The organism is Serratia sp. CY40230 (assembly GCF_052168835.1).
GTDB classification, from domain to species: domain Bacteria; phylum Pseudomonadota; class Gammaproteobacteria; order Enterobacterales; family Enterobacteriaceae; genus Serratia; species Serratia nematodiphila.
This window is the reverse complement of sequence record NZ_JBJNLX010000005.1, coordinates 100,688-126,772: the sequence shown is the minus strand read 5'-3', so window position 1 is coordinate 126,772 and position 26,085 is coordinate 100,688. Positions and strand designations below refer to the sequence as shown.

General features: G+C 63.0%; 25 protein-coding genes. 6 read left to right on the top strand and 19 right to left on the bottom strand.

All coding sequences use genetic code 11. The annotated features are described in order from the left end of the window. Positions 1-3: 3 nt before the first annotated feature. Entirely contained in the window at positions 4-498 is a 495-nt protein-coding gene (locus tag ACJ8IJ_RS17945; RefSeq protein ID WP_442518425.1) for a DUF2938 domain-containing protein, read from the bottom strand. Positions 499-568: 70 nt separating this feature from the next. On the opposite strand from ACJ8IJ_RS17945, the gene ACJ8IJ_RS17940 reads away from it, so the two are divergent. Beyond that, entirely contained in the window at positions 569-961 is a 393-nt protein-coding gene (locus ACJ8IJ_RS17940; RefSeq protein ID WP_044031310.1) for a helix-turn-helix domain-containing protein, read from the top strand. Here the strand turns inward: ACJ8IJ_RS17940 and clcB are convergent. The 5 genes from clcB to ACJ8IJ_RS17915 all read right to left on the bottom strand — a co-directional run bounded on the left by clcB (position 958) and on the right by ACJ8IJ_RS17915 (position 5,818). Further along, positions 958-2,259 carry a voltage-gated ClC-type chloride channel ClcB gene (clcB, locus tag ACJ8IJ_RS17935; RefSeq protein WP_442518424.1) on the bottom strand — a complete coding sequence of 434 codons (1,302 nt, stop codon included), beginning with the start codon at positions 2,257-2,259 and terminating at the stop codon, positions 958-960. The genes ACJ8IJ_RS17940 and clcB overlap by 4 nt on opposite strands. A gap of 125 nt (positions 2,260-2,384) precedes the next feature. Continuing rightward, on the bottom strand, positions 2,385-3,524 hold the full coding sequence (osmV, locus tag ACJ8IJ_RS17930) for an osmoprotectant ABC transporter ATP-binding protein OsmV (protein ID WP_021505258.1): 1,140 nt from the start codon (positions 3,522-3,524) through the stop codon (positions 2,385-2,387). Beyond that, a complete protein-coding gene (gene osmW / locus ACJ8IJ_RS17925; protein WP_004938544.1) occupies positions 3,521-4,171 on the bottom strand; it encodes an osmoprotectant ABC transporter permease OsmW in 651 nt (216 codons plus the stop codon). Before osmW ends, osmV begins: the two co-directional genes overlap by 4 nt. An 8-nt stretch (positions 4,172-4,179) precedes the next feature. Next, entirely contained in the window at positions 4,180-5,037 is an 858-nt protein-coding gene (locus ACJ8IJ_RS17920) for a glycine betaine ABC transporter substrate-binding protein (protein ID WP_198509697.1), read from the bottom strand. A 64-nt stretch (positions 5,038-5,101) separates the two neighbouring features. Next, a complete protein-coding gene (locus ACJ8IJ_RS17915) occupies positions 5,102-5,818 on the bottom strand; it encodes an ABC transporter permease (protein WP_004938551.1) in 717 nt (238 codons plus the stop codon). A 509-nt stretch (positions 5,819-6,327) separates the two neighbouring features. Here ACJ8IJ_RS17915 and ACJ8IJ_RS17910 point away from each other — a divergent pair. Next, complete coding sequence (locus tag ACJ8IJ_RS17910) at positions 6,328-7,815, top strand: MDR family MFS transporter (RefSeq protein ID WP_076740255.1); 1,488 nt, start codon at positions 6,328-6,330, stop codon at positions 7,813-7,815. A 50-nt stretch (positions 7,816-7,865) separates the two neighbouring features. On the opposite strand, the gene ACJ8IJ_RS17905 is transcribed toward ACJ8IJ_RS17910, so the two are convergent. Then, positions 7,866-8,165: a DUF1161 domain-containing protein gene (locus ACJ8IJ_RS17905; protein ID WP_004938557.1), complete on the bottom strand. Its 300-nt coding sequence runs from the start codon at positions 8,163-8,165 to the stop codon at positions 7,866-7,868. An 89-nt stretch (positions 8,166-8,254) separates the two neighbouring features. Further along, the gene (locus tag ACJ8IJ_RS17900) at positions 8,255-8,623 is read right to left on the bottom strand and encodes a DUF1283 family protein (protein WP_004938560.1); all 369 of its coding nucleotides are present in this window, start codon (positions 8,621-8,623) and stop codon (positions 8,255-8,257) included. Between the two features lie 148 nt (positions 8,624-8,771). Here ACJ8IJ_RS17900 and ACJ8IJ_RS17895 point away from each other — a divergent pair, with 148 nt between their 5' ends. Beyond that, on the top strand, positions 8,772-9,098 hold the full coding sequence (locus ACJ8IJ_RS17895; protein ID WP_004938563.1) for a YnfA family protein: 327 nt from the start codon (positions 8,772-8,774) through the stop codon (positions 9,096-9,098). A 36-nt stretch (positions 9,099-9,134) separates the two neighbouring features. Here ACJ8IJ_RS17895 and ydfG read toward each other — a convergent pair whose 3' ends face one another. The 5 genes from ydfG to fecI all read right to left on the bottom strand — a co-directional run bounded on the left by ydfG (position 9,135) and on the right by fecI (position 14,676). Continuing rightward, positions 9,135-9,884 (bottom strand): bifunctional NADP-dependent 3-hydroxy acid dehydrogenase/3-hydroxypropionate dehydrogenase YdfG, encoded by a 750-nt coding sequence (gene ydfG / locus ACJ8IJ_RS17890; protein ID WP_004938567.1) that lies wholly within the window; start codon positions 9,882-9,884, stop codon positions 9,135-9,137. Positions 9,885-10,009: 125 nt separating this feature from the next. After that, the gene (locus ACJ8IJ_RS17885) at positions 10,010-10,531 is read right to left on the bottom strand and encodes a GNAT family N-acetyltransferase (RefSeq protein WP_275095895.1); all 522 of its coding nucleotides are present in this window, start codon (positions 10,529-10,531) and stop codon (positions 10,010-10,012) included. 200 nt (positions 10,532-10,731) lie between these two features. After that, positions 10,732-13,083, bottom strand: a complete 2,352-nt coding sequence (gene fecA, locus ACJ8IJ_RS17880; RefSeq protein WP_442518423.1) for a TonB-dependent Fe(3+) dicitrate receptor FecA — start codon at positions 13,081-13,083, stop codon at positions 10,732-10,734. A gap of 115 nt (positions 13,084-13,198) precedes the next feature. After that, complete coding sequence (gene fecR, locus ACJ8IJ_RS17875) at positions 13,199-14,155, bottom strand: ferric citrate uptake sigma factor regulator FecR (protein ID WP_442518422.1); 957 nt, start codon at positions 14,153-14,155, stop codon at positions 13,199-13,201. Further along, on the bottom strand, positions 14,152-14,676 hold the full coding sequence (fecI, locus tag ACJ8IJ_RS17870; RefSeq protein ID WP_442518421.1) for a ferric citrate uptake sigma factor FecI: 525 nt from the start codon (positions 14,674-14,676) through the stop codon (positions 14,152-14,154). Before fecI ends, fecR begins: the two co-directional genes overlap by 4 nt. Before the next feature lie 426 nt (positions 14,677-15,102). On the opposite strand from fecI, the gene guaD reads away from it, so the two are divergent. Further along, positions 15,103-16,419: a guanine deaminase gene (guaD, locus tag ACJ8IJ_RS17865; protein WP_004938583.1), complete on the top strand. Its 1,317-nt coding sequence runs from the start codon at positions 15,103-15,105 to the stop codon at positions 16,417-16,419. Here guaD and ACJ8IJ_RS17860 read toward each other — a convergent pair. Beyond that, positions 16,404-17,567, bottom strand: coding sequence for an MFS transporter (locus ACJ8IJ_RS17860; protein ID WP_442518420.1), 1,164 nt, complete (start codon positions 17,565-17,567; stop codon positions 16,404-16,406). The two genes, guaD and ACJ8IJ_RS17860, sit on opposite strands and share 16 nt — an antisense overlap. A 103-nt stretch (positions 17,568-17,670) precedes the next feature. Here ACJ8IJ_RS17860 and ACJ8IJ_RS17855 point away from each other — a divergent pair, with 103 nt between their 5' ends. Further along, complete coding sequence (locus ACJ8IJ_RS17855; protein WP_442518419.1) at positions 17,671-18,585, top strand: LysR family transcriptional regulator; 915 nt, start codon at positions 17,671-17,673, stop codon at positions 18,583-18,585. Between the two features lie 106 nt (positions 18,586-18,691). Continuing rightward, entirely contained in the window at positions 18,692-20,893 is a 2,202-nt protein-coding gene (dcp, locus tag ACJ8IJ_RS17850) for a peptidyl-dipeptidase Dcp (RefSeq protein ID WP_021505249.1), read from the top strand. Between the two features lie 71 nt (positions 20,894-20,964). Here dcp and ACJ8IJ_RS17845 read toward each other — a convergent pair whose 3' ends face one another. The 5 genes from ACJ8IJ_RS17845 to ACJ8IJ_RS17825 all read right to left on the bottom strand — a co-directional run bounded on the left by ACJ8IJ_RS17845 (position 20,965) and on the right by ACJ8IJ_RS17825 (position 25,767). Then, complete coding sequence (locus ACJ8IJ_RS17845) at positions 20,965-22,275, bottom strand: MFS transporter (protein WP_004938595.1); 1,311 nt, start codon at positions 22,273-22,275, stop codon at positions 20,965-20,967. Positions 22,276-22,417: 142 nt separating this feature from the next. After that, entirely contained in the window at positions 22,418-23,047 is a 630-nt protein-coding gene (locus ACJ8IJ_RS17840; RefSeq protein ID WP_015377792.1) for an N-carbamoylsarcosine amidohydrolase, read from the bottom strand. 9 nt (positions 23,048-23,056) lie between these two features. Beyond that, entirely contained in the window at positions 23,057-23,809 is a 753-nt protein-coding gene (locus ACJ8IJ_RS17835; protein WP_015377793.1) for a maleate cis-trans isomerase family protein, read from the bottom strand. A 15-nt stretch (positions 23,810-23,824) separates the two neighbouring features. Then, positions 23,825-24,619: an alpha/beta fold hydrolase gene (locus ACJ8IJ_RS17830; protein WP_044031300.1), complete on the bottom strand. Its 795-nt coding sequence runs from the start codon at positions 24,617-24,619 to the stop codon at positions 23,825-23,827. Then, a complete protein-coding gene (locus tag ACJ8IJ_RS17825) occupies positions 24,616-25,767 on the bottom strand; it encodes an FAD-dependent monooxygenase (protein ID WP_033645813.1) in 1,152 nt (383 codons plus the stop codon). Before ACJ8IJ_RS17825 ends, ACJ8IJ_RS17830 begins: the two co-directional genes overlap by 4 nt. Positions 25,768-26,085: the final 318 nt, after the last annotated feature.

Sequence of the window (26,085 nt, the reverse complement as noted above, 5' to 3'; positions counted from 1 at the left end):
CGCTCAGGCCAGCAAAGGGGCCAACAAACGGGCGGAGACAAACAGCCCCAGGCCGTACACCGTATGCACCAGCAGGCTGATGATGCGGCTACGCGTCGGATTGGGGGTGTTCGCCGCCGCCATGCCAAAGCCTAACGCCGGCTGCATCACGAAGAAGGGCGCCGCCAGGCTCAGCCAGCCGCTCAACAGCGCGACCAGCGGCGTCGGCGCGGCGTACCACGCGATGCCCGCCAGGCCGAGCGGGATAAAGGCGAAGGCGACGCCGATCGCGTAGTGCAGCAGCCATCCCATCGCTTTTTCTCCCCGCCGCACCGGCGCCGCCATGATCGGAGCGTGATAAAACCGGCCGTCGAACAGGTCGATAAACCAGCGGCCGACCAGCGCGTAGTTAAGGGGCGGGATGCCCAGCACGCGCTTTTGCACGATGGCCCACAGATCGGTGCACAGCGTGGCGCCCACCCCGGTCAGCACAATCATCAGTAAAATTTCTGTCGTCATTTTCGTGTCCTTAAAGTCACTCATGGTGTAATGTGCGCACAGTCTGCAACTTAAAGTCGACTTCAAGTCAATGGAAAAAGAACTGGATATTGGCGAGGTGGCGCGTTTGAGCGGCATCGCGCCCTCGGCGCTGCGGCATTACGAGAAAAAGGGGCTGATCGCCTCGATAGGCCGCAACGGTTTACGTCGCCAATACGCCGCCGGCGTGCTGGAGCAACTGAAGCTGATTGCCCTCGGGCGGCTGGCGGGATTCACGCTGGATGAGATCGCCTCGCTGTTTGACGAGCGGGGGCGCATCGCCCTCGATCGCCGGCTGCTGGCGGCGCGGATTGAAGAACTGGATCGCACCCTGCGGCGTCTGGGGCAGGTGCGCGCCGGTTTGCAGCACATGGTCGATTGCCCTGAACCAGAGCACCTGCAGTGCCCGCAGTTCAGAAAGCTGCTGCAGCAGGGCGAGTTTTAAGCCTCGCGTTTGGGCGGCGGCGTGGTGTGGTAGACCGATACCGGCCGCAGGCCGCGCGACACGGTGGTGGCGATCACGCAGGCCAGCAGAATGCCGGGCAGCAGCGCGTATTCGCCGGTCATTTCAAATACCATCAGCGCCGCCATGATCGGCGCATGGGTGGTGGCGGCCAGCAGGGTAGCCATGCCGGTCAGCGCCAGCAGCAGCGGCACCGCCGCATCCATGCCCGGCCACAGGCCAAACAGCTGGCCGATCATCGAACCGAGCGCGGCGCCGACGAACAGCGTCGGGGTGAAGACCCCGCCGGGCGCGCCCGACCCGCTGCTGGCGAGGATCGCCAACAGCTTGCATACCAGGATCGCCCCCAGCAGCAACACCCCCGGCGGCGCGATCAGCAGCGCCTGCACCACGCTGTAGCCATTGCCCCATACCTGCGGGAACAACAGCGAAAGCAGCCCGACGATCAGGCCGCCCAGCGCCAGCTGCAGCGGCGGCTTCAGGCGCAGCGATCGGAACGCGCGGCCGGTGGCGGTCATCAACCATAAAAACAGCGGCCCGCCGGCGCCGGCCACCACGCCGACCAGCGCCATCAGCAGGTATTGCGTCGGCAAGGGGGCGGCGAGCGGCGTCACCAGGTAGAGCGGCGCCTGGCCGCCGTTGAGCAGGTTGGTCATCAGCAGGGCGCTGACCGCGGCGATCACCACCGGGCCGAGCGAGGCCAGCATCAGGGTGCCGAACAGGATCTCGGCGATAAACAGGCTGCCCGCCAGCGGCGCATGATAGGCGCTGGCCATCCCGGCGGCGGCGGCGCAGGCCACCCACAGTTTCCATTCTTTCTCGTGCGTAAAGCGCTGGGCAAACAGCGAGCCCACCAGCGCCGCCAGCAGGATCATCGCGCCCTCACGGCCGATGGCGCTGCCGCTCGACACCACCAGCAGCGACGCCAGGCACTTCACCAGGCTGGCGCCGGTGTCCAGCTTGCCGTTGCCGGTCTCGATCGCTTCCATATAGTCGGTGGGCGCCGCCGGGCGCTGGTGGCGGTAGCACTGGTGAACATACAGCAGCAGACCCGCCGCCAGCCCGCCCAACGCAGGCGTCAGGGCGCGCCGCCAGCCGGGCAGCGCGGCGGCGGCGGCCACCAGACTGCCGTCGGCATTGCCGAGCAACAGCCACTCGAGGCCAATCATCGAACGGTGGAACAGCCACACCGCCAGGGCGGCGGCGACGCCGATGAACACGGCGATAAACAGGCTGCGCAGCAGGGCGCGATAGTGGTGCAGGTGGACCAATCTTTTCATGCGTGGGCGGCGTCGTGAGAAAAATCAAAGGGTCATCAGCGCATTGTGCTTGGCGCTCCGGCCGATGACCAGTGAATCTTTATCAAACTGCGGCATGGGCGGGGCGGTCGGCGCCCCGGCGGGGGTTATTGCGGCGTCAGCACCCGGCGCGTGCGGCCGGAGCTGAGGTAGTCGGCGATATAATCCTGCGAGATTTCGCCGCTGTAGCGGCCGTCTTCATCGACGATCGGCATCCAGGACGTATTGTGCTCATACAGCTTCGACAGCACCACGCGCAGGTTCTCTTCCGCGCGGGCGGTGACGCGAAAGCGGTGCAGGCTGTCGGCGCATACCCCCGGCGCACCGCGCGCCTCGCGGCGTTTGACGTAACCCAGCGGTTTGCCGTCGGCGTCCACTACCGTCACCGAACGTGCATCGATATCGTCCATCAATCCGAATGCCTCTGTCAGTGGCGTTTCCCGGCGTACCGTCACCGTCTCTTGTTGGTCTGCCACGTCGCCGGCCTGCACCAGCAGCAGGCGCTTCAGCGTGCGATCCTGGCCGACAAAGGAGGCGACGAAGTCGTTCGCCGGGCGCGCCAGCAGCTCATCGGCGCTGGCGTTCTGCACGATCTTGCCCTGGCGGAACACCGCGATGCGATCGCCGAGCTTCAGCGCTTCATCGATGTCGTGGCTCACCAGCATCACGGTCTTTTTCAGCTGGCGCTGCATGTCGAGAAACTCGTTCTGGATGGTTTCGCGGTTGATCGGATCCACCGCGCCGAAGGGTTCATCCATCAGCAGCACCGGCGGATCGGCCGCCAGCGCGCGGATCACGCCGATGCGCTGCTGCTGTCCGCCGGACATCTCTTTCGGGTAGCGGTGCAAAAAGCGCTTGGGATCCAGCGCCACCATGCTCATCAGCTCCTCGGCGCGATCGTGGCAGCGTTTTTTGTCCCAGCCCAGCATGCGCGGCACCACGGTGATGTTCTCCTCGATGGTCATGTTGGGGAACAGGCCGATCTGCTGGATGACGTAGCCGATTTTGCGGCGCAGGCTGACGGTATCCAGCGCGCTGGTGTCTTCGCCGTTGATCAGAATGGTGCCGCCGGTGGGTTCGATCAGGCGGTTGATCATCTTCAGCGTGGTGGTTTTGCCGCAGCCGGAAGGGCCGAGCAGCACGCAGATTTCGCCTTCCGGCACGTCCAGATTGATGTTGTCGACGGCGTTGAACGGCGTGCCGTTCTTTTGCATGAACTGTTTGGTCAGATTTTCCAATTTAATCATGAGCGGATCCCCTTGGGCGTGAGCGCAATTTGCAAACGGTGCAATAACCAATCGAGGACGATCGCCAGCAGGCTGATCATCACGGCGCCGGTAATCAACTGGCGGATGTCGCTGCTGCTGATGCCGTTGAGCAGCAGCAGGCCGAGGCCGCCGGCGCCGATCACGGCGGCTATCGCCATCACGCCGATATTCATCACCACGGCGGTGCGAATGCCGCCGAAAATCACCGGCAGCGCTACCGGGATCTCCACCCAGCGCAGGCGTTGCCAGAAGGTCATGCCGATGCCGCGGCCGGCTTCGCGCAGCCCGCCGGGCAGGTTGTCGAGCGCGGTGTGGGTATTGCGCACGATCGGCAGCAGCGAATAGAGGAACACCGCGGTGATCGCCGGCACGTAGCCGATGCCGTGGCCGATTAAGGAAAACAGCGGGATCATCAGCCCGAACAGGGCGATGGAGGGCACGGTCAGCACCAGCGTGGCCAGGCTCAGCACCGGCGTCGCCAGCCATTTGTGGCGGACGATCAGCACGCCGAGCGGCACGCCGATCAGGATCGCCAGGCCGACGGCGATGCCGACCAGCAGCAGGTGTTCCAGCGTCAATCCGGCGATATAGGCCCAGTTTTGCCAGGCGTAAAGTAAGGTATTCATCATGCCTCCTAAATCAGGCCGCGCTGCTTGAGGAACGCGTCGGCGACCTGTTGCGGCGTCTGGTAGTCGATATCCACTCTGGCGTTAAGCTCGGTGATCACCTGATTGTTGAACTGTTTCGACAGCGTGTTCAGCGCCGCTTCCAGCCCCGGCGTGTTTTGCAACACGTCGGCGCGCACCACCGGCGTGACCGCATAGCTCGGGAAATAGCCTTTGTCGTCTTCCAGCACCTGCAGATCGAAGCCTTTCACCCGGCCATCGGTGGTGTATACCAGCCCGGCGTCGACGAAGCCGTCGCGGATGGCGTTGTAGACCAGGCCGGGATCCATCTGGCGGATTTGCGGGCGATCCAGCGGCATGTCGTACAGCGCCTGCATCGGCTTCAGGCCGTCCGAGCGGCCGGCAAATTCCAGATCCAGCCCCAGCAGCCAGTTGTGTTTCGGGTCGGTTTTACGCACCTGTTCCACTTTGGCCACCAGCTGCGACATCGTGCGGATCTGCTCTTTTTCCGCGCGCCGGCGCTGCATGGCGAAGGCGTAGGTGTTGTTCATGTCCGCCGGCTGCAGCCACACCAGGCCGAGTTTGGCGTCGAGCTTTTTCACCGTGTCGTAGGTTTCCTGCGGCGACATGCGCTTATTGATGTGGTTAAAGATGATCAGCGAGGTGCCGGTGTATTCCCAGGTCATGTCGATCTGCTTGTTGATCATCGCGTTGCGGGTGATCACCGTAGCCAGATTGGTCTTGGGTTCGACCTGAAAACCTTTGGCCCGCAGGTATTGCACGGTGATCGCCGACAGAATGCGCTGTTCGGTAAAGTTCTTGCTCGCCAGCGTCAGCGGGGCGGCCCAGGCGGCCGCGCCGGTCATCAGCAAGGAGAACAGCAGCGCGTGGCGGAGTCGTTGTAACCATCGAATCATCGCGTTTCTCCCATCAGGATGCGGTGTGCGGGCTGAGCCGGCGGCCGAGACCGGCCAGCGCCAGATCGAGCAGCAGGGCGATCAGCGCGGTGGCGGCGGCGCCGAGGATCAGCGTCGGGAAGTCGTTCAGGTAGATGCCGGGGAAGATCAGCTCGCCATAGCTGCTGGCACCGATCAAAAAAGCCAGCGGCGCGGTGCCGACGTTAATCGCCATCGCGATGCGCACCCCGGCGAAGATCACCGGCAGGGCGTTGGGCAGTTCGACCTGGCGCAGCCGCTGCCCGGCGGTCATGCCAATACCGTTGGCGGCCTCGACCAGCGCCGGTGGCACCGAACGCAGGCCGGCATAGGTATTGCGCACGATAGGCAGCAGCGAGGCGAGGAACAACGCCACCACCGCCGGCCGGTCGCCGATGCCGATGATCACCATCGCCAATGCCAACACTGCCAGCGGCGGCAGGGTGTTGCCGACGTTAAAGATCTGCATCACGTGCTCCGCCCAGCGGCGGGCGAAAGGGCGGCTCAGCAGGATACCGCTGGGAATGCCGACCAGCAGCGACAGCAGCATCGAACACACCACCAGGAACATGTGCTGCTGACCGAGGTAAATCAAATCTTCCCGGCGCGACTTGAGGGTTTCCCAACCGATGCCGTAAACCAGCAGCGCGATGACGGCGATAAACAGCAGGCTCCCGAGGAGCAGGCGCCGGTATGGCGCTGACTTGTGCATGATGTTGCGTCCTCCGTTGCGCGGAGCGGCCGACGAGACGGCGCATTCCGCTCTGATTGTTACCCACGGCCCGGCGGGCGTGGCGGTACAAAACGGGCGTTTCGCATGAGGTTAGCGACATTGAGCGAAGGGTGCGTTCGGCACAGCGTGCTGAACGTAGGCTCAATACGTGAGTTAATCAGCATAAGATACTGATATTTAAACCCGAGAAAGCACGAAGCCCAAAGGCGCCGGCTAGGGAAGGTATAGCACCCTGTCGTTGAGCGTGCCAAGTTTTATGAACAAAATCAGCTGATTGAGTTTGCTCGTATTGGCGCCGCAGCCCGCGTCAGCGCTGGGATGCGGGTAAAGTAAAAAAAATCCACGGCAAAACGTTACGCCGTAACAGTTAGTCCAAATGGTGCGATTCGCCGCCGGCAAAGGCAGGATGTGAGGGCGGATAGACTTGGCACAGGCGCTTGCTGATATACTCAGGGAAAATAAAAACGCCAGGAAACCTGCATAACGCCATGACAAATAACGTTTCACCCGCACCCATTGCCCACCGCCCGCTGATCCTGATCGCCTGCATGCTGGCGATGTTCATGTCGGCGATCGAAGCCACCATCGTCGCCACCGCCATGCCGACCATCATCGGCGATCTCGGCGGCTTCTCGCTGCTGGGCTGGGTGTTCGCGGTCTATTTGCTGGCGCAGGCGATCACCATTCCCATCTACGGCCGGCTGGCGGATCTCTACGGCCGCAAGCGGGTGTTCTTCTTCGGCGCGACGCTGTTCCTGCTGGGATCGGTGCTGTGCGGCTTCGCCCCCGACATGTATTGGCTGATCGGCTTCCGCTTATTGCAGGGATTGGGCGCCGGCGCCATCATGCCGATCGCGTCCACCATCATCGGCGACATCTACAGCGCCACCGAGCGGCCGAAGGTGATGGGCTACCTGTCGAGCGTGTGGGGCGTATCGGCGATCATCGGCCCGCTGCTGGGCGCGTTTATCGTGCAACACCTGCCGTGGGCGCTGGTGTTCTGGGTCAACCTGCCGATCGGCCTGTTGGCGATGCTCTTCCTCTGGCGCTATCTGCCGGCGCATCAGCAGTTGCGGCGGCACGCGCTGGATCTGGCCGGCACCGCCTGGTTGACGCTGTTCGTTTCGGCGCTGCTGCTGGCGCTGTTGCAGATGGAAAGTCTCGGATGGTGGGTTGCGCCGCTGCTGGCGCTGGCGGCGGCGTCGCTGGCGCTGCTGATCCGTCAGGAGCGGCGCGCGGTCGAGCCGCTGTTCCCGCTGGCGCTGTGGCAAAGCCGGGTGATCGTCGCCGGCAACATCGGCGGGCTGGTGATCGGCGCGGCGATGATGGGCATCAGCGCCTTTCTGCCCACCTTCATTCAGGGCGTGATGGGGGGCTCACCGCTGGAGGCGGGCACCACGCTGGCGCTGATGTCGATCGGTTGGCCGCTGGCCAGCACGCTGAGCGGCCGTTTGATGCTGATGACTTCGTATCGCGCCACGGCGCTGTTGGGCGCGCTGCTGTTGGTAGCAGGCGGCCTGATCCTGCTGATGCTGCAGCCGAACGGCGGTCTGCTGTGGGGCCGGGTGGCGGCATTTATGGTCGGCGCCGGCATGGGATTGTGCAACACGACGTTTTTAGTGTCGGTGCAGAACGCCGCGCATTACAGCATTCGCGGCATCGCCACCGCCTGTACGGTGTTTACCCGTATGGTGGGCTCGGCCATCGGCACCGCGATTTTGGGCGCCACGCTGAACCTCAACCTGCAGTGGCGTTTGCCGGAGATTGACGATCCGGTGCAGCGGCTGATGGAGCCGGCGGTGCGGCACAGCATGGGGAGCGAAGCGCTGGCGCAGCTTATCCAGCAGGTGGCGGCTTCGCTGCATTGGGTGTTCCTGGTATCGGCGTTGGTGTCGTTGCTGGCGCTGGCGGCGGCGATGCTGATCCCGGCGCGTTGTCGGCCGCAAGGCGAAGAGGAAGAGGCGGAGCAGGCGTAAAGGAAAAGGAAAGGGCGCGGCTATTGCGCGCCCTGGGTAGCCGATGCGGCTTACTGCGCGTTGGAGGTGTCCTGGCTGGTGCCGGTCTGCGCCGCGTCACCACTATCGTCGCCGTTGTTCAGGCGGGTATAAACGATCTTCTGGGTGTCGTTTTCGCAGTGGCCGACCACCTGGCCGCCTGCTTGATCGGCCTGATCGTTAGGCACGATCTCCAGTTTGAAGCCGGACTCCGGAACGCCGTTATTGACGATTTTTTGCGAAATGTCCGCTTTCACGCTTTCACAGGAGGCCAGAGCCGCCAATGGGGCGCCGGCCAGCAAAACAGCGGTTAATATCAGCGTTTTCTTCATCACGTCATCCTTTTAGACAATGAACTTCCTGTAACAGGATAGCAGCAACGGCGGCCGGGTTTCACGCTTGCCCGCCCGCCGCAGGCGGATTAAGGATTAATCCGACGCCCGGTCTGGCGATCCAGACATTTACGGGTGTCCGGTTCCCAGTACGCGTTGACGTTGTTGCTGTCGTTGCAGCGGTCTTCGTCATCTGCCGCGCGATCGGCCTTGTCGAACTCTTTCTCGACGCGAGTGTTGACCTTGTGGCGCAGGGATTTGGTATCATTCCACTGCTCTTTGCTTTGGCGCGCTTCTTCGGTGCTCATCGCGCCGCTGCCTTTGCCATCGACGGTGACGCAGGTGCTGCCCTGCGTGCAGGTGGCGGCCAGCGCCGGCGCCTGCCAGGCGCCCATAACGGCCAGCATGGCGACCGGCAGCATCCCGCGCAGCAGTCGTTGGGTCGAAAATGTTTTCATCGTTTCATCCTTATGAGTGAGTGCGCCTGATGATGGCGACACTGGCGTTACCTCGCCCGCAGGCGTGGTGATAAATATACCACCGCGCTCCTGGAATTCACCAGCCAAGCGCCGATTCGTTTACTTTACCGAGAGAAAACTGCGACCGATGTTAAAAACCACGCTGTTGTTTTTCGCCACCGCCCTGGCTGAAATTATCGGCTGTTTCCTGCCTTACCTGTGGCTGAAGAAGCAGGGCAGCGCCTGGCTGCTGCTGCCGGCGGCATTAAGCCTGATGCTGTTTGTCTGGCTGTTGACGCTGCATCCGGCGGCCAGCGGGCGGGTCTATGCGGCCTATGGCGGTGTGTATGTGGCGACGGCGCTGCTGTGGCTGCGAGTGGTGGACGGGGTGAAGCTGTCTGCGCTGGATTGGGTCGGCGCCGGCGTGGCGCTGGCGGGCATGCTGATTATCGTTTCCGGCTGGCGCGCGGCCTGAGGAAACGCGGCGGGAGTCGCCTCCCGCCGTCGCGGCTCAGGCGCCGCGGTGGATGTTCAGCCCGGCGAAGGACTGGCTGACCGGCATCATTTCCAGCGTGTTGATGTTGACGCGCGCCGGCAACGTCGCGACCCAGAACACCGACTCGGCGATGTCTTCCGGCGTCAGCGCATCGGCGCCTTCGTAGGTTTTGTTGACCTTGCCGTCATCGCCTTTGAAGCGCACGTTGGAGAACTCGGTGCCGCCCACCAGGCCCGGCTCGATATCGGTCACGCGAATGCGCGTGCCGTGCAGATCGGCGCGCAGGCCCAGGCTGAACTGTTTGACGAACGCCTTGGTGGCGCCGTACACGTTGCCGCCGGCGTAAGGCCAGTTGGCGGCGGTGGAGCCGATGTTGATCACGTGGCCGACGTTGCGCTCGACCATGGCCGGCAACAGCGCGCGCGTCATGTTCACCAGCCCTTTGGCGTTGGTGTCGATCATGGTTTCCCAGTCATCGGCGTTGGCCTTGTGCGCCGGCTCCAGCCCCAGCGCCAGCCCGGCGTTGTTCACCAGCACGTCGATCTGGCGCAGCTCGGCCGGCAGTGCTTCGATCGCCTGTTGAATGGCGGCGCGGTTGCGCACGTCGAGCCGCACGATGTGCAGCGCTTGGCCGAGTTCTTCCTGCAGCTCTTCAAGACGCTCAAGGCGGCGCCCGGCGGCGATCACCCGATGGCCTTCACGGATAAAACGGCGCGCGATCGCCTCGCCGAAACCGGAGGTGGCGCCGGTAACAAAAATAATCATGTTGCTGTTCCTCAACTGTTTTTACCCTACATGCCTCTATCATTAGCACAAACCCGCAGGCAGTGGCAGGGGTTATCACGGCGGAAAGCAAAAAAGATGACACCGGGCCGGCGGCCCGATGCTGACTAGCGCTGAGGCGGCAGGTGATACACCACGGCGTCATACTTGATGCGCTCGCAGCGGCCGGCCAGCACGCCGCCCAGCGACTCGACGAGGCGGCGGCTGGCGGTATTCTGCTCGGCCACCGGGTAGAGAAAGTGCGGCGGCTGAAAGCGCTCGCTGGCCCAGCGCGCGATGCCCTGTACGATTTCACGGCCGTAGCCCTGGCCATGCAGGCTCTCTTTAACCCAGATGCCCAGCTCCGGGGTGTGGCTGCGCAGATTATGCGCGCCGCCGACGCCGATGAACTGCCGGTCTTCGCGCCGACGGGCGACGAAGATCACTTCTTCACCTTCGCGCATCAACGGCAGCCAGCCTTGCCAGACGTTGGCGAAATCCTCCGGCGACGCCTCCGGCTCAAAGGTCATAAAGCGCGTCAGAGTGGGGGTGATCGCCTGGTAAACATCGTCGGCGTCTGCTGCGGTAAAGGGGGCAATCAACAAACGGTCGGTGTCAACGCGGCACTGAGAAAGGTCATTATGATTCATCTTATTCCCTCGCTTTTCAGGCCAGAATGGCAAAAAAATCCGCGCCCATAAGTTGGGGCGGATCGTCGATATTACGCGCATTGGCGTCAGAAGCGACTTATTTTTCGCCGCTGCGGCGGCGCGGAGCAACGGCTTTATGTGACGGCGTCACGTTGATGGGAAAGGCGGCGGGCACGGTTAACCGCGCCCGCCGCTGCGGATCAGAACTTCACCGAACCTTGCAGATAAATCGTGCGCGGCTGGCCGATGTACAGACCCTTGTTGTTGTCGTCATAGGCGCGGGTGAAATACTCGTGGTTGAACAGGTTTTTCACGCCGACGCCCAGATTCAGGCCGGCCATTTCCGGGCCGAAATCATAGGCGGCGCGCACGCCCCACAGCATATAGCCAGGGATGCGGCCGGTGCTGCCGTCGGCGCTTTCCGCCACGGTGTTGGCGTTGTCGGCGAACTGGCTGGACTGGAACTCGCCGTTAAGGTTAAACGCCCAGTTGCCCGGCGTGTAGTCCAGCCCCAGCGTGCCTTTATGCTTCGGCGAGAACGGCACCTGGTTGCCCTTGTAGCCGCCGTCTTCGCGGATGGTGGCGTTGACGTAGGCGTAGCTGGCGTAGGCGGTCAGGTCGTCCAGTTTCGGCGTCAGCTGCGACAGATCGTAACGCAGGCTGCCTTCCAGCCCGGTGTGGCGGGTTTTGCCGCGCGCGGTCACGCTGTCGGTCACCTGGTTGGAGTCGTACTGGTTGTTGAAGTTGATCAGGAACAGCCCGATTTCGCCGGTCAGCGCATCGCCGGCGTAGCGGGTGCCCAGCTCCCAGGTGCGCGCCTTCTCCGGTTCAATTTTGCCGCTGTCGACCGCTTTGCCCATCTGGCTGTATTGCACGGTGCCGAAGGAGCCTTCGGTGTTGGCGTACAGGTTCCAGTATTCGTTCAGGTGATACATCACGTTCAACGCCGGCAGCGGCGCGTTATAGCTGACGTCGAGGCGGTTATTCTTGATGTAGTTGTTCTGATACGACTTGATGTACTCGTAGCGCATGCCCGGCGTGAGGGTCCAGTCGCCGATGTCGATGCGATCGTCGATATAAAACGCGTGCGCCTCGGTGCCGGACTGGGTGTCGCGATCGTACGGGCTGGCGGTGGACGGCAGCCTGCCGGTGCTGGCTTTGCTGGTGTAGCGCAGTTCGTGGGTGGATTCGCTGACGTAGCGGTAGCCGACGCCGACCTCATGCGCCGAGTCGCCCCAGCGGAAGATCTGGCTGTAGCGCGGTTCCACGCCGCGCACCCAGTATTCGCGCGGCGACAGCGTCAGGTTTTTACCCTGATCCAGATAGCCGCTGCGCAGGGTGTAGGTGTAGAAACTCTGCACGTCGAACTTGTGCTGCCGATCCGGCTGATACTGGTAGCCGAAGTTCGCCAACTGGCGGCGGCCCCAGAACTTGTCGTACGGGCGCGTCGACTGGAACGGGTTGGCGTTGTAGTCCGCCCGGCTCAGGCCGCCCGGCATTTCAGCTTCGCCTTCGTAGTATTGCAGCAGGCTGTTGAAGGTGTGCACCTCGTTCGGCGCGTAACGGCTTTTTAGCATCACGTCGTCGATTTTGGTCGCGCTGTGCTCGCGCCAGTCGCTGCCGCGGGTGCCGGAGTAGAGCAGCGCCGCGCCGAAGCCGTTGTCGGCGGTGCCGCCGATCATCAGGTTGCCGGTGCCTTTGGGGTGATCCTGGCGCGAGGTCGGGCTGAGTTGCCCCTGCATGCCGGCCGTCATGCCGAAGGTTTTCGGGATGGCGCGGGTGACGAAGTTGACCACGCCGCCGACGCTCTGCGGCCCATAGCGCACGGCGCCGCCGCCGCGCACCACGTCAATCGCGTCCATATTGCCGAGCGAGACCGGCGCCAGCGACAGCTGCGGCTGGCCGTAAGGGGCGAAGGGCACCGGGATGCCGTCCATCAGCACGGTGGAGCGGCTGGCGAGGCGCGGGTTGAGGCCACGAATGCCGAAGTTCAGCGCCATATCATGGCTGCCGGTGCCATTGTTCTCCGGCGCCACCACGCCCGGCACGCGGTTCAACGCTTCGCGCACGGTGGTGGTGCCGGTTTTGGCGAAGTCTTCGCGGCGCACCACGTCGCGCGCGCCGGGGTGTTCGAACACGTCTGCCTGACGGCCTTCCGCCAGCCAGTCACCGACTACCGTGATGTCCTCTTCCTTCTGCGGCTGCGGCAGTGTGGCCAGCGTGTAACCGTTGTTGCCGAGCGCTTTAGCCTGCAGGCCGCTGCCCGCCAGCAGGGCGTTCAGGCCGTCGTCGACACCGTAGCTGCCGTTCAGGCCCGGCGAACGTTTGCCGGCGGTCAGCGTGCCGTCCACCGAGAGTGCGATGCCGGCGCGAGCGGCGAAAGCGTTCAGCGCCCCGTCCAGCTCACCGGCCGGAATGTGATAGGTGGCCGCGGCGCTGGCGGCGCTCACCGTCAGCGGTGCGGCGAAGGCCAGACCAATGGCCATGGCCAGCGGCGTGGCCCGTTTTCCCCAAAGCGAAGCCGGAGCGACCTTTCCCCAAGCGTTGTTCATACCTTCTCCTGAATCATTTTTTATTTATTGCTGCAGTGTTTTCCTGGGAGTCGGATGAGCGAAGCAAAAGGGACAATCAAGAATGCGATTTTTTATCATTTTTATTTAAAAAGATTCAGGCGGGGACGATTTGCAGCCAATAGCGGGTAAAGCTCTGCAGACGAACCGGCAGCGTCTGGCTGAGCAGGGCGAGGGCGCGATCGGTATCGTTGAGCGGGAAACTGCCGCTGACGCGCAGGCCGGCGACGGCCGGATCGCAGCTCAGGTGGCCGCGCCGGTAGCGCGCCAGTTCGGCGATCACCCGGTCCAGCCGCCACTGGCTGACGCTCAGCACGCCGCGCAGCCAGCCGTCCTCTTGCGCAGCCGATTGCTTGTCGCCGAAGGCCGTGGCGCTGAAGCTGATCTGTTCGCCGGCATTCACCCGGCGCGTTTGCCGCGCGTCCTGCGCCAACTGCGCTTCAACCGCATGCTCCAGCACCGTCAGACGCGTCTCGCCGCCGCTCTCGCGCACCAAAAAGCGGGTGCCGAGCGCGCGCATCGCCCCCTGCGGGCTTTGCACCCACAGCGGCCGGGGGTCGCGTCCGGTAATCAGGCTGATTTCCCCAGCGTGCAAGCGGATCAGCCGTTGACGATCGTCGTAATGTACGTCCACCGCGCTGGCGGTGTTCAGCACCAGCTGGGTGCCGTCGCTTAACACAATGGGTTTGATCTCGCCGGTGGCGGTGCGGTAGTCGGCGCGTAGCTCCCGGCCGAACGGCGACTGGTAAAGGAAGCCGCCGCCGCCCACGCCGAGCAACAGCAGCAGGCTTTTCAGCAGGGTGCGGCGATCGATCGCCGTCTGGCGGCCGGCGCGGTCGAGCGCACGGTAGCTGAACTTGCCCGGCACGCCCTGTAGCTGGCTCTGCAGCGCTTCGACGCGCTGCCAGGCCCAGCGGTGATCGTCATGCTGCTGATGCCAGGCTTGCCACTGTTGGCGCTGGCGCTCGGTGACGTGCTCGTCGCACAGCAGCGCATACCAGTGTGCGGCCATTTTCAGCGCCTGGCGCTGCTCGGGGGTGATGGCGTTGCTCATGAGAAAACGTCGTTTTCGAGGCTGAACAGCAGGCAATGCTCGGTGGCTTTGGCCATGTATTTTTTAACCGAACTGACCGAAACGCCGAGGCGTGCGGCGATGTCCGTATAGCCCAGACCTTCGAGCTGCGACAACAGAAAGGCCTGTTTTACCTTCGGCCCGAGGCCGTCGAGCATCGCGTCGATCTGCTGCAGGCTGTCCAGCAGGCTCTGGCGCTGCTCCGGCGACGGGGCATGGCCTTCCGGGATCAGCGCCAGCATCTCCAGATAGGCGCGCTCCAGCGTTCTGCGGCGGAACAGATCGACCATCACCCGTTTGGCGACGGTGACCAAAAAGTCTTTCGGTTCGCGCAGGGTCGCTGCGGCGTCGCTTCTCAGCAGGCGCATAAAGGTGTCCTGCGCCACATCGTCCGCATCGAACGCGCAGCCCAGCCGCCGGTGCAGCCATCCCTGCAACCAGGCATGATGGGTGGCGTAAAGGCGCGACAGCGCGGCGTGCGGGGCAGAAGCGGTGGCGGACATGATTTTCGCATTGCTGGTCAAAAAGATGCGCGGATGATAATTGAGAATGGTTATCGTTTCAAGTTTGACCGTTGTCCTTAGGCAGAGATTCAACCCCCAGGCGTGGTGTTGAAATAAGCCGTGCGCCGTGAAGATATTCGCTTGCTCATTCAAGGTGCAGCGGCGCGATGTTATTTTGGCAGGCAAACGGTTGCTATTTATCCGCCGTCGAAGACTGAGCGTGGGTCTTATTCTTTTTCGCCGGCCTATGCTTTCAGGTTAATTACCAATCAATTGTTTTTATTTAGAAATGTATTTTATCGCCGCCTGTTGGCATGCGGCTTGCTATGCTTAAGCCGGTCTTTACGTTTGGGCAAAAAAGCCTTGTTTCATCGGCGCAGGTTATTTCGCGGGTGAGCTTGGCCGGTCGTCACAAGGAAGAAAATAATGGCACTGCAATTCACCACGGCTATTCGGGGCAATTTTTTTGATATCGCAGCCTGTGTGGAGGCGCCGCAACAGCTTGAGGAACGCCTGCGGCATGTTCCCGACGGTTTGCTGCTGCTGAACGACGGCGTCATCGTCTGGTTCGGCAGCTGGCAGCAGGGCGAGGCGCTGCTGCCGCCGGGCTTCACGGTCACGGAGTATCGCGACAAGCTGATCGTGCCGGGATTTATCGATACCCACATCCACTACCCGCAAACCGAAATGATTGGCGCCTATGGCGACCAGCTGCTGGACTGGTTAAACAATTACACCTTTCCGACCGAAAGCCGTTATGACTGTGAGCAGCATGCCGATGCGATGTCGGCCTTCTTTCTGCAGCAGTTGCTGAGTAACGGCACCACCACCGCGCTGGTGTTCGGCACCGTGCATCCACAGTCGGTTGATGCGCTGTTCAGCCAGGCGGCAGCGCTGAACATGCGCCTGATCGCCGGCAAGGTGATGATGGATCGCCATGCGCCGGAGGCGCTGCTGGAAACGCCGGCGCAGAGTTACCGCCAGACGCGCGAGCTGATTGAACGCTGGCACGGCAAAGGCCGCCTCGGTTACGCCATTACGCCGCGCTTTGCGCCTACCAGTACGCCGGCGCTGCTGGCGCAGGTGCAGCGGCTGCGCGAAGAGTATCCCGACGTTTGGCTGCAGACGCACCTGAGCGAGAACCCGCAGGAAGTGGCCTGGGTAAAAGCGCTGTTTCCGCAGCACCGCAGCTATCTGGATGTTTACCACCGTTATGGCATGACCGGCGATAAAAGCGTGTTCGCTCACTGCCTGCACCTGGAGGAGCAGGAGTGGGACTGCCTGTGCGATACCCGCTCGGCGATCGCCTTTTGCCCCACCTCCAACCTGTTTCTCGGCAGCGGGCTGTTTGATCTGCAGCAGGCCTGGCGCAAGCGGGTGAAGCTCGGCATCGGCACCGACGTGGGGGCCGGCACCACCTTCAATATGCTGCGCACGTTAGGCGAGGCGTACAAGGTCGGCCAGCTGCAGCATTACCGGCTCTCCGCCGTAGAAGCGTTCTATCATGCCACCCTGGGCGGCGCCCGCGCGCTGGCGCTGGACGACAAAATCGGCAACTTCAACGTCGGTAAAGAGGCGGATTTCGTGGTGCTCGATCCGGCGGTCACGCCGCTGCAGCAGTTGCGTCATGCCAACAGCGCCACGCTGATGGAGCAAGGGTTTGTGCTGATGACCCTGGGGGACGATCGCAACATTTATCGCACCTATGTGGACGGTAAGGTGGTTTATCAGGCGACGCGCTGACGCAGCCGCGCCTGCAGCCAAACGCTGAGCGGCGCGGCGACGACGGCGCTCAGCGCGCACAGCCATAACAGGCGTTGCAAACCGAGCGGGGTGAGGCCGCCGCTCAGCAGCGCGGAGGAGAGCAAGAAGGCCACCGTGGCGCTCAGGTGTATCAGGGCGGTTTGCAGCGTGCCGAAGGCGGCGCGTTGCCGATGGTCCGGCCAGCGCATGCTCAGGGAAGAGATCGCCACCAGCCGCGCGTAGGCCGCTGCGAGAAACGCAATCATGAACAGTTCGCCGCGATCGCCACCGCACGCCGCCAGCCACAGGCTGCCCAACAGCAACAGCGTGGCGCTCACCGTCAGCGTCACGGCGCCAAAGCGTTGCAGCCAGCGGCCCGCCAGCACGGTCGCCAGATAGCCGGCTACGCCGCCGATGAGAAACAGCCAGGCCAAATGCGCGTCGGCCACCTGTAGCCGCTGGGTGAGCAGCGGCGCCAGCACCGGGATCAGCAGCATCGGGCTGAACTGTGTCAGGCCGGCGGCGGAGGCGAACAGCAACAAACGGCGATCGAGCGTGACGGGGGCGGCGGCCTGCGGCTGCGGCGCATCCCTGGGAACGAACAGTGCCACCAACACCGCCGCCAGCAGACACAGCCCACCGATCGCCACCAGCGCAACGCGCCAGCTCGCCACCTCGCACAGGTACAGCATGCCCGGCATACCGACAATGCTCACCAGCGAAAAGGACGAAATCACCGTCGCCAGCATTCGGCCGTGCAGCGCGGCCGGCGCGGCGTTGAGCAGCAAGCCGATCCCCACGCCCATCGTGGTGCCGCCCAGCAGACCGGCCAGCAGCCGCAGCGCCAACAGCCAATGAAACTGCCGGGTTGCGGCGATCAGTAAGGTCGTCACCCCCAGCAGCGCGACGTTGAGCAGCAGAAAACGCCGCTTCTCAACGCCGCCGATCCAATAGAACGCGCCGATACCGGAAATCACCGCCGCCAGCGTATAGGCCGCGCTGACATAACCGGCGTAGCTGACGGGCACGGAAAAGTCGGCGGCCATATAGAGAAATATCGGGTTGAACACCATGTATTCCAGGGCATTGGTGAATTGAATAAAGGCGATGACCAGCGCTATCGCCGTCAGCTTTCTCGTGGGTGTCATAAGCATCCATCGGTTGCAGAATCAGGCCGGCAGTGTAGCGCTTGGCGTTGAGCGGGATTAGGTGGTAGAAATGGCATGGTTTGTTATCAAATGTGGGATAATAATGCGCGCCAAATTGGATTTAAACCTGTTACGCATTTTCGTGGCGGTGGTGGAGCAAGGCAGCTTCGTCGGGGCCGCTCGGGCGCTGGCGATGCCGACCTCCAACGTCAGCCGTGCTATCTCGCAGTTGGAGCGCCAGCTCGACCAGCGCTTAATCGAGCGCAGCACCCGCTCAATGCGGCTGACGCCGAACGGCCAGCTGTTGCATGAGCGGGTTCAGCCGTTGCTGGCGTCGCTCGATCATACCGCGCAAACGCTCAGCGAACGGCAACAACAGCTGCGCGGGCCGCTGCGCCTGTGCGTGCCGAATGAAGTGGGGCCATACCTGTTGGGCGATCCGTTGGCGGCCTTCGCCCTGCAGCATCCGCAGATCGAAATCAGCTGCGTCACCAATCTGGCGGGCATGGCGTCGCTGCTTGACGATGTCGATCTGGCGGTCATGGTCAGCCGGGGCCTGTTGGACGACAGCGACTATGTCGCGCAGCCGCTGGCGACCTTTCCCTGCATCGTGGTGGCCGCGCCGGCGCTGCTGGCGCAGTGGCCGCCGACGGCGGAGATTGAGCAATTCACGCAATTGCCCTGTATCAGTACGGTGGATGCGCTGAAGGGCATGCCGTGGCAATTCGTGCGCCCGGACGGCAAGTTCGTTACCGTCCCGGTCAATGCGCGCTATCGCGTCAATAGCGGGGAGATGGCGCTGAAGGCGGCCCTGGCCGGCGTGGGGTTCGCCATGCTCTCCGAGCTCGGCTGCCGGCAGTTTCTGGCCGACGGACGTTTGGTTGAGGTGCCGCTGGCCTTGCCGCCGGCGCCGCTGCAGCTGTATGCCGTTTATCCCGGCCGCCGCTATCTGCCGGCCAAAACGCGCGCGCTGCTGACCTTTCTGATACAGCAGGTTGGCGAGGCGACTAACTTCTAATCACTTGTTTTTGCTCAAACTGCCAACTGCGCCTAAGCTAGGTGATGACTCAGAGGGAGCCATTCCCCGAGACCTTATTCCGTGAACATGGAGGAGTTTCGATTTGATGCGTTTATCCACATTGGTGCTGGCGATCGGCATGGCGCTGGGCTCGCAGGCACAGGCAGCAGAAACCCAACCTCACGCCGACCATAGCGCGCTGCCCAGCGGCCAGGCGAAGGAGGCTACCGTGACCGGTGAAGCCAATCAGCACGACAAGCAAAAGACCCAAAACCCGTTCTTCTATCAAAGCCGTCTGCCGTTCCAGGCGCCGCCGTTCAACCTGATCAAGGAGAGCGACTACGCGCCGGCGATCGAAGCGGGCATCAAGCAAAAGCGGGAAGAGGTGGAGAAGATCGCCAACAACCCGGCCAAGCCCAACTTTAAAAATACCTTCGTGGCGCTGGAGCAGGCCGGTTCGCTGCTGACGCGGGTGATGAACGTGTTCGGCGCCATGACCTCGGCCAACACCAGCGACGCGCTGCAGAAGCTGGATGAAGAGACCTCGCCGAAGCTGGCGGCGTTGAACGACGACATCATGCTCAACGGCAAATTGTTCGCGCGCATCAAGGCCATTTATCAGGATCGCGATGCGCTGAAGCTGGATCCGGAATCGCGCCGGCTGGTGGAAGTGACCTACAAGAACTTCGAGCTGGCGGGCGCCAACCTGTCGGACGCCGACAAGGCCAAGCTGAAAGCGCTGAACCAGGAAGCGGCGACGCTGAGCACCCAGTTCACCAACAAACTGCTGGCGGCGAGCAAAAACGGCGCGCTGGCGATAACCGACCCGGCGAAGCTGGACGGTCTGTCCGAAGGCGAACTGGCCGCGGCAGCGCAGGCGGCCGCCGAACGCAAGCTGGAGAAACAGTGGCTGCTGGTGCTGCAGAACACCACGCAACAGCCGTTGCTGCAGAGCCTGAAAGATCGCGACACCCGCAAAGCGCTGTTCGACGCCTCCTGGACGCGTGCGGAGAAGGGCGACGGCAACGATACCCGTCAGACCATTTCGCGTCTGGCCAAGGTACGCGCCGAGCAGGCCAAACTGCTGGGCTACCCGAACTACGCCGCCTGGAAGCTGCAGAACCAGATGGCCAAGACGCCGGATGCCGCGCTGAGCTTTATGCGCAACATCGTGCCGGCGGCCACCGCGCGCGCCGAGCGTGAAGCCAAAGACATACAGGCGGTGATCGATCAGCAGAAAGGCGACTTCAAGGTGCAGGCCTGGGACTGGCAGTTCTACGCCGAACAGGTGCGCAAGGCCAAGTACGATCTGGACGAATCGCAGATCAAACCTTACTTCGAGCTGAACAATGTGCTGAACAACGGCGTGTTCTACGCCGCCAACCTGCTGTACGGCATCAGCTTCAAAGAGCGCAAGGATATCCCGGTGTATCAGCCGGACGTCAAGGTGTATGAAGTGTTCGACAAGGACGGTAAATCGCTGGCGCTGTTCTATACCGATTACTTCAAGCGCGACAACAAGGGCGGCGGCGCCTGGATGAGCAACTTCGTCGATCAGTCGAAGCTCAACGGCACCAGGCCGGTGATCTACAACGTCGCCAACTTCACCAAACCGGCGCCGGGGCAGCCGGCGCTGCTGTCGTATGACGACGTGATCACCATGTTCCACGAGTTCGGCCATGCGCTGCACGGCATGTTCGCCGATCAGGAGTACCCGAGCCTGTCGGGCACCAACACCGCGCGCGACTTCGTCGAATTCCCGTCGCAGTTCAACGAGCACTGGGTCAGCGATCCGAAAGTGTTCAGCCATTTCGCCAAGCACTACCAGACCGGCGAGGCGATGCCGCAGGAACTGGTCGACAAGATCAAGAAGGCCGACAAGTTCAACAAGGGCTACAGCATGACCGAGTTGCTGTCCGCCGCGCTGCTGGACATGCACTGGCATATGCTGACCGCCGATCAGCCGCAGCAGGACGTGGACAAGTTCGAGGCCGAGTCGCTGCAAAAAGACAAGGTGGATCTCAGCTATGTGCCGCCGCGCTACCGCTCCAGCTACTTCCAGCATATCTGGGGCAACGGCTACGCCGCGGGCTACTACGCCTATCTGTGGACGGAAATGCTGGCGGACGACGCCTTCCAGTGGTTCACCGAACACGGGGGCCTGACCGCCGAAAACGGCCAGCGCTTCCGCGACATGATCCTGTCGCGCGGCAACAGCCAGGATCTGGAGAAGCTGTACATCGACTGGCGCGGCAAAGAGCCGAGCATCGAGCCGATGCTGATCAACCGCGGGCTGAAGGACGAGTAAGTTCGGCCATTCCCGGTAAGCAAACAAAAGGGCGCGTTATGCGCCCTTCGTCTTTTTGGCTTGGCCGACAGTCAGCGGTTCACCACCTTGGCCGGCAGGGCCACCACCAGCAGCGAGCTGAGCAGCAGGCAGCCGGCGAAGGCCCAGAGCGCGCCGCCGCTCTTGCCGGTCAGATCCAGCGCCAGCCCCATCAGCGAATTGCTCACCAGCCCGGCGATGTTGGCCAGCGAACAGGCCAGCGCGAAGCCGGTCGCCGCCGCCGTGCCGCGCAGGAAGGTGGCCGGCAGGCTGAAGAACACCGGCACCGCGCCGATGATCGCCGCCTGGGCGATGGAGAACAGCAGCACCGTGGCCAGCGCATTGTGGGTGAAGAAGGTGCTGCCGGCCATCGCCAACGCGCCGACGATAAACGGCACGATGATGTGCCAGCGCCGTTCGCGCAGCCGATCCGAACTGCTGCCGATCAGCAGCATGCCGAGCAGGGCGGCGACGCTGGGGATCGCCGTCAGGTAGCCGATGGTGGTGATGTCGGTGACGCCGGCGGTTTTGATGAAGGTCGGCATCCAAAAGCCCATGGCGTAGGCGCTGAGCAGAATGGCGAAGTCGATGCCGCCGAGCATCCACACTTTCAGGTTGAAGAAGCCGTCGCGGAAGCTGTGCTTGCCGTGATCGGCCTCGGCGTCGTCGCGCGCCAGATCGTCGGCAATGCGCTGTTTTTCCTCGGGCGTCAGCCACTTGGCCTGCTGATAAGTGTTAGGCAACAGCCAGAAGGTCAGCACGCCCAACAGCACGCTGGGAATGCCCTCCAGCAGAAACAGCCACTGCCAGCCGTGCAGCCCGTGGCGCATGTCGAAATGGCCCATGATCCAGCCGGAGAGCGGCCCGCCGATCACGCTGGAGAGCGGTAGGCCGATCATGAACAGCGCGATGATGCGGCCACGGCGATAGGTCGGGAACCACAGCGTCAGGTAAAAGAGCACGCCGGGCAGGAAACCGGCCTCCGCCACGCCGAGCAGAAAGCGGATGACGTAGAACTGCGTCGGCGTGGTGACGAACATGGTGGCGGTGGACAGCAGCCCCCAGGTGATCATGATGCGGGCGATCCACATCTTGGCACCGACGCGCTGCAGGATCAGGTTGCTCGGCACCTCGAACAGAATATAGCCGACGAAGAACAGCCCGGCGCCCAGGCCGAAGGCCGCTTCGCTCAGCTGCAGCGCGTCGGCCATCTGCAGCTTGGCCAGCCCGACGTTGATGCGATCGAGGTAGGCCGCCAGATAACACAGGCAAAGAAACGGGATCAGTTTCCAGGTGATTTTGCGGTACAGCAGCAGCGATTCTGCGTCCGCTTTCCCCGCCAGCGGGGTGTCGACAATGGCCATGATGTTGTCTCCAGGTGGTGCGTGTTGGCCTCCGCAGGAGGCGCCTGTTGTGTTTGCGTTGCATGGACGCCGCCCTGTTTCGGGCGGTCGCCTGAGGCGCTGTCTGCGCCTTCGTTATTGTCGTTGCAGGTGAATCGTTGATTCATAACCGGTTCAGATAGTCGAGCGCCTCCCGTTTGTGCACCACGTCGCCGTATTTGCTGTCGATGTCGAACAGGTTGGCTTCGTGCGGGCCGGGGTGACGATCGCCGACGCACTCGCGCACCACCATGGCGCGAAAGCCGTGCTGCACCGCGTCCACCGCGCTGGCGCGGATGCAGCCGCTGGTGGAGCAGCCGATCATCAGCAGCGTGTCGATCCCTTGCGCCACCAGCAGCGGCGCCAGCGCGGTGCCGAAGAAGGCGCTGGCGTATTGCTTGCTCAGCACCACCTCATCGCCCAGCGGCGCCACCGGCGGGCAGAATGCCGCCAGCGGGTTGCCTTCCACCATGTCCTTCATCACCGGCGCTTTCTTGACCCACAGGCCGCCATCGGCAAAATGGCCTGCATGATAGCGGATATGGGTGTGGATCACCGGAATTCCCGTTCGGCGCGCGCAGGCCAGCAGCTCGCGGCTTTCCTCGACTGCGCTTACTACGCCCGGCGCGAACAGCGGCGCGCCTTCGGTGGTGTAGGCCTGCATAAAGTCGATCGCCAGCAGCGCCGGGCGCCGGCCGAAGCCGATGCGCTGGCCCCAGACGCCGCGATAGTTGTCGCTGAGGGTGTCGTTCATTCTGCCTCCTCAATAGGCGCCGGACAGCAGGGCGCCGGCGCCGGGGACGATCGGCTCCAGCTCCAGCGCGGTCAGCATCGCGTAAGTGGTGGCGATAGCGGCGGTGATCACCGGTTTGCCGGTTTGGGCCTCCACCGTCGGGACGGCCGGCAGCGAAGGCATCTGCACGCAGGCGGACAGCACGATAGCATCGACCTCGCGTAAATCCATCTCGGCGACGATCCCCGGCAGCCTGGCCGGATCGTGCCTGCCGACTTCGAGGTTGTCCGGGATCTCCAGCGCGCGCCATACCTTGACCTCGATGCCTTCGTGCTGGATGTAGTCCACCACCAGCTGGGTCAGCGGTTTCATGTAGGGCGCCACCAGCGCGATGCGTTTGGCGCCGATCACCTTCAGGCCGTTGACCAGCGCGCCGGCGCTGCTGATAACCGGCGCGGCGGCCTGATTGTCTTTCGTCACCTGCGCCAGCCGGGCCTGCGATTCGCGGTGGTAGCCCAGCCCCATCGCCATGATGGCCACCAGGCAGGCGTAGCCGAGCACGTCGACCCGCGCGTCGGACAGCTCCAGCGCGCAGCGATCGGACTCGGCGTCCATCGCCGCCAATTCTTCTTTATTGACGTGTTTCATGCGCATGCGGCTGGAGTGAAAGGTGAAACGCTCCGGGCGTATCAGCTGGCGCGCGCCCAGCATCGCCGGGATCTCGGTTTCCATCGTGGTGTTGGAGCTGGGCACGATCTGGCCGATGCGGTAGTGGTTGCTCATGTCGGTGTTCCTCAGTTAATCCAGAAAATCGCCCAGGGCGCGGAAGAAGCCGTCGAAATCGTCCCACGGGATCATGTGTCCGGCGTTCTCGACCTCGACGATGGCGATCTCCGGCTGCAGCGCGCGGATCTCCGCCCGATCTTCGGGCTGAATGACGCCGCCTTTGCCCGCGGCCATCAGCAGCGTCGGCATGGTCAGCTGCGGGTAGTCGCGGTGGCTGTCCACCTGATGAAAATCGTCGTAGGCGCGTTGGATCGCCGGCTCGTAGCAGGTATGCAGCCATTCGGCGCGCAGCTGGCGCTGTTCTTCGCTCCAGGTTGGGCAAAAGGCGCGCATCTGCTCGGCGCTCATGCCCGGCTGCGACTGCCGGATGGAGTCGGCGTACCACGGCCATTGGCCGGGATAGGCGCGGCGGCCGGGACCGGAAACCGGCGGATCGACCAGCACCAGCCGCCGCACGCCGGCGGGCCGCAAAGCGGCGGCGCGCAGGGCGAAGCGGGCGCCCATCGAATGGCCGAGCAGGGCGTAACTGTCCAGGTTCAGCGCGGCGGCGAAGGCGCTGACGTCCTGTGCGCAGGTCTCTGCGTCATAAGCCAGTTCCGGGCCGCTGGACGACAAACCGCGGCCGCGCACGTCGAGCACGTAGACGTCGTATTTTTCCCCCAGCCGCTCGGCGACGAAGCCCCAGGTGATCGCCGGGCTGGTGATGCCGGGCACCAGGATCAGCGCCGGGCCGTGGCCGCCGTAGCGCAGATAGTGTTGGCGAATGTCGTTGGCGTGAGCGTGGGCGCCGTAGAGGAAGGTGCTCATGCGGCGTTCTCCGATTTCAGCGCTTGCGCGTACAGGTCATAGCCGTAAACCCAGGCCGGATCTTCCTGGGTGCGCAGGAAGGTGTTGGCGTTGGACACCGCCTGCACCCTGGAGGCGCGCTCCTTGCGGTTGGCTTCATACAGCTGGAAGGCGGTGCGGTAGTCGCCGAGGCCGGTTTCCTGCAGGCAGCGGGTCAGCATGGCGGCGTCTTCGATCGCCATCGCCGCGCCCTGCGCCATGTGCGGCTTCATCGGGTGGCAGGCATCGCCGAGCAGCACCAGACGGCCTTCGCTCCACAACGGCAGCGGTTTGCGGTTCAGCAATGGCCATTTGGTGACCTGTTCGCTGGATTCGATCAGCGCCTGCACGATCGGATGGTAGCCGGCGAAGGTCTCGAACATCTCTTCGCGGCTGCTGTCGATGAAGCTGCCCTGGAAATCCCAAGCCGGGTGCGGCACGCCGCTGACGTAGTAATATTCGTCGCGCCGTTGGGTGGTGTAGTAGACCATCAGATGGCGATCCGCCGACCACCACTTCACGCAGTCTTCGAACGTCAGGTTGTATTTCGCCAGCTTCTCGCCGCGGATCAGCGCGCGGTGGGCCACCCAGCCGCTGTAGGTCGGCGCTTCGGCGCCCAGCAGATGCTCGCGGATGCGCGAGTTGATGCCGTCGGCGCCGATCACGATATCAGCGTGGGCCGAGGTGCCATCGACGAAGTTCAGCACCACCTCGTCACCGCGATCTTCAATCTTGCTCAGGCATTTGCCGAAGTGCAGGGTGCCGGGCTGCAGCGCGGAGAGCTGCAACGCCTGCAAATCGCCGCGGTGCACCGTCACATAGGCGGCGCCGTACTCCCGGCGGGCGAAGGCGCCCAGTTCGATGCGCGACAGGTAGTCGCCGCTTTCGGCGTCGCGGCTGAACCAGAAATCGGGATGAGACGCCATCTGCTCCAACCGTTGCTCAATACCGAGACGGCGGAAAATCTTCAGCACGTTCGGCCCCATGTGAATGCCGGCGCCGAGGCGCGAGAACGCCGGGCTCTGCTCATACAGATCGACGGTAAAGCCGGCTTTTTGCAGCAGCCCGGCGGCGGCGGCGCCCCCCAGCCCGGCGCCGACGACGGCGATGCGTGGTTGTTTGCTCATCATGTTTCCCCTGTCTGTTGGCTTTTTTCAGCGTAGGCCCAACGCGTGGTTGGACGATTGATTTATAGTGTATGCACTAGATAACGCAAAGTTGCAAAAGTGTTAAATCAGATCTTGCTCACGCTAATTGACAGCGCATTACTGTTAAACTCATGTTAATCACAGGATTGATAAGCCATGAAATAGGACTTTCTTATGATGGCCATCTGTGGCTTGCTTTCTCTTCCTTTTTTGACTTAGATAAAATGAGTGTGTTCACTTTAAATTGTTTGAAAAATAACCGTCGCCTTGCGGGCGTCGGATACCCTTGACGTGACAGGA

Bases quoted from the DNA above. Each gene is read 5' to 3' on its own strand.
- ACJ8IJ_RS17945 (WP_442518425.1), bottom strand. From the start codon at position 498: ATGACGACAGAAATTTTACTGATGATTGTGCTGACCGGGGTGGGCGCC.
- ACJ8IJ_RS17940 (WP_044031310.1), top strand. From the start codon at position 569: ATGGAAAAAGAACTGGATATTGGCGAGGTGGCGCGTTTGAGCGGCATC.
- clcB (WP_442518424.1), bottom strand. From the start codon at position 2,259: ATGAAAAGATTGGTCCACCTGCACCACTATCGCGCCCTGCTGCGCAGC.
- osmV (WP_021505258.1), bottom strand. From the start codon at position 3,524: ATGATTAAATTGGAAAATCTGACCAAACAGTTCATGCAAAAGAACGGC.
- osmW (WP_004938544.1), bottom strand. From the start codon at position 4,171: ATGAATACCTTACTTTACGCCTGGCAAAACTGGGCCTATATCGCCGGA.
- ACJ8IJ_RS17920 (WP_198509697.1), bottom strand. From the start codon at position 5,037: ATGACCGGCGCGGCCGCCTGGGCCGCCCCGCTGACGCTGGCGAGCAAG.
- ACJ8IJ_RS17915 (WP_004938551.1), bottom strand. From the start codon at position 5,818: ATGCACAAGTCAGCGCCATACCGGCGCCTGCTCCTCGGGAGCCTGCTG.
- ACJ8IJ_RS17910 (WP_076740255.1), top strand. From the start codon at position 6,328: ATGACAAATAACGTTTCACCCGCACCCATTGCCCACCGCCCGCTGATC.
- ACJ8IJ_RS17905 (WP_004938557.1), bottom strand. From the start codon at position 8,165: ATGAAGAAAACGCTGATATTAACCGCTGTTTTGCTGGCCGGCGCCCCA.
- ACJ8IJ_RS17900 (WP_004938560.1), bottom strand. From the start codon at position 8,623: ATGAAAACATTTTCGACCCAACGACTGCTGCGCGGGATGCTGCCGGTC.
- ACJ8IJ_RS17895 (WP_004938563.1), top strand. From the start codon at position 8,772: ATGTTAAAAACCACGCTGTTGTTTTTCGCCACCGCCCTGGCTGAAATT.
- ydfG (WP_004938567.1), bottom strand. From the start codon at position 9,884: ATGATTATTTTTGTTACCGGCGCCACCTCCGGTTTCGGCGAGGCGATC.
- ACJ8IJ_RS17885 (WP_275095895.1), bottom strand. From the start codon at position 10,531: ATGAATCATAATGACCTTTCTCAGTGCCGCGTTGACACCGACCGTTTG.
- fecA (WP_442518423.1), bottom strand. From the start codon at position 13,083: ATGAACAACGCTTGGGGAAAGGTCGCTCCGGCTTCGCTTTGGGGAAAA.
- fecR (WP_442518422.1), bottom strand. From the start codon at position 14,155: ATGAGCAACGCCATCACCCCCGAGCAGCGCCAGGCGCTGAAAATGGCC.
- fecI (WP_442518421.1), bottom strand. From the start codon at position 14,676: ATGTCCGCCACCGCTTCTGCCCCGCACGCCGCGCTGTCGCGCCTTTAC.
- guaD (WP_004938583.1), top strand. From the start codon at position 15,103: ATGGCACTGCAATTCACCACGGCTATTCGGGGCAATTTTTTTGATATC.
- ACJ8IJ_RS17860 (WP_442518420.1), bottom strand. From the start codon at position 17,567: ATGACACCCACGAGAAAGCTGACGGCGATAGCGCTGGTCATCGCCTTT.
- ACJ8IJ_RS17855 (WP_442518419.1), top strand. From the start codon at position 17,671: ATGCGCGCCAAATTGGATTTAAACCTGTTACGCATTTTCGTGGCGGTG.
- dcp (WP_021505249.1), top strand. From the start codon at position 18,692: ATGCGTTTATCCACATTGGTGCTGGCGATCGGCATGGCGCTGGGCTCG.
- ACJ8IJ_RS17845 (WP_004938595.1), bottom strand. From the start codon at position 22,275: ATGGCCATTGTCGACACCCCGCTGGCGGGGAAAGCGGACGCAGAATCG.
- ACJ8IJ_RS17840 (WP_015377792.1), bottom strand. From the start codon at position 23,047: ATGAACGACACCCTCAGCGACAACTATCGCGGCGTCTGGGGCCAGCGC.
- ACJ8IJ_RS17835 (WP_015377793.1), bottom strand. From the start codon at position 23,809: ATGAGCAACCACTACCGCATCGGCCAGATCGTGCCCAGCTCCAACACC.
- ACJ8IJ_RS17830 (WP_044031300.1), bottom strand. From the start codon at position 24,619: ATGAGCACCTTCCTCTACGGCGCCCACGCTCACGCCAACGACATTCGC.
- ACJ8IJ_RS17825 (WP_033645813.1), bottom strand. From the start codon at position 25,767: ATGATGAGCAAACAACCACGCATCGCCGTCGTCGGCGCCGGGCTGGGG.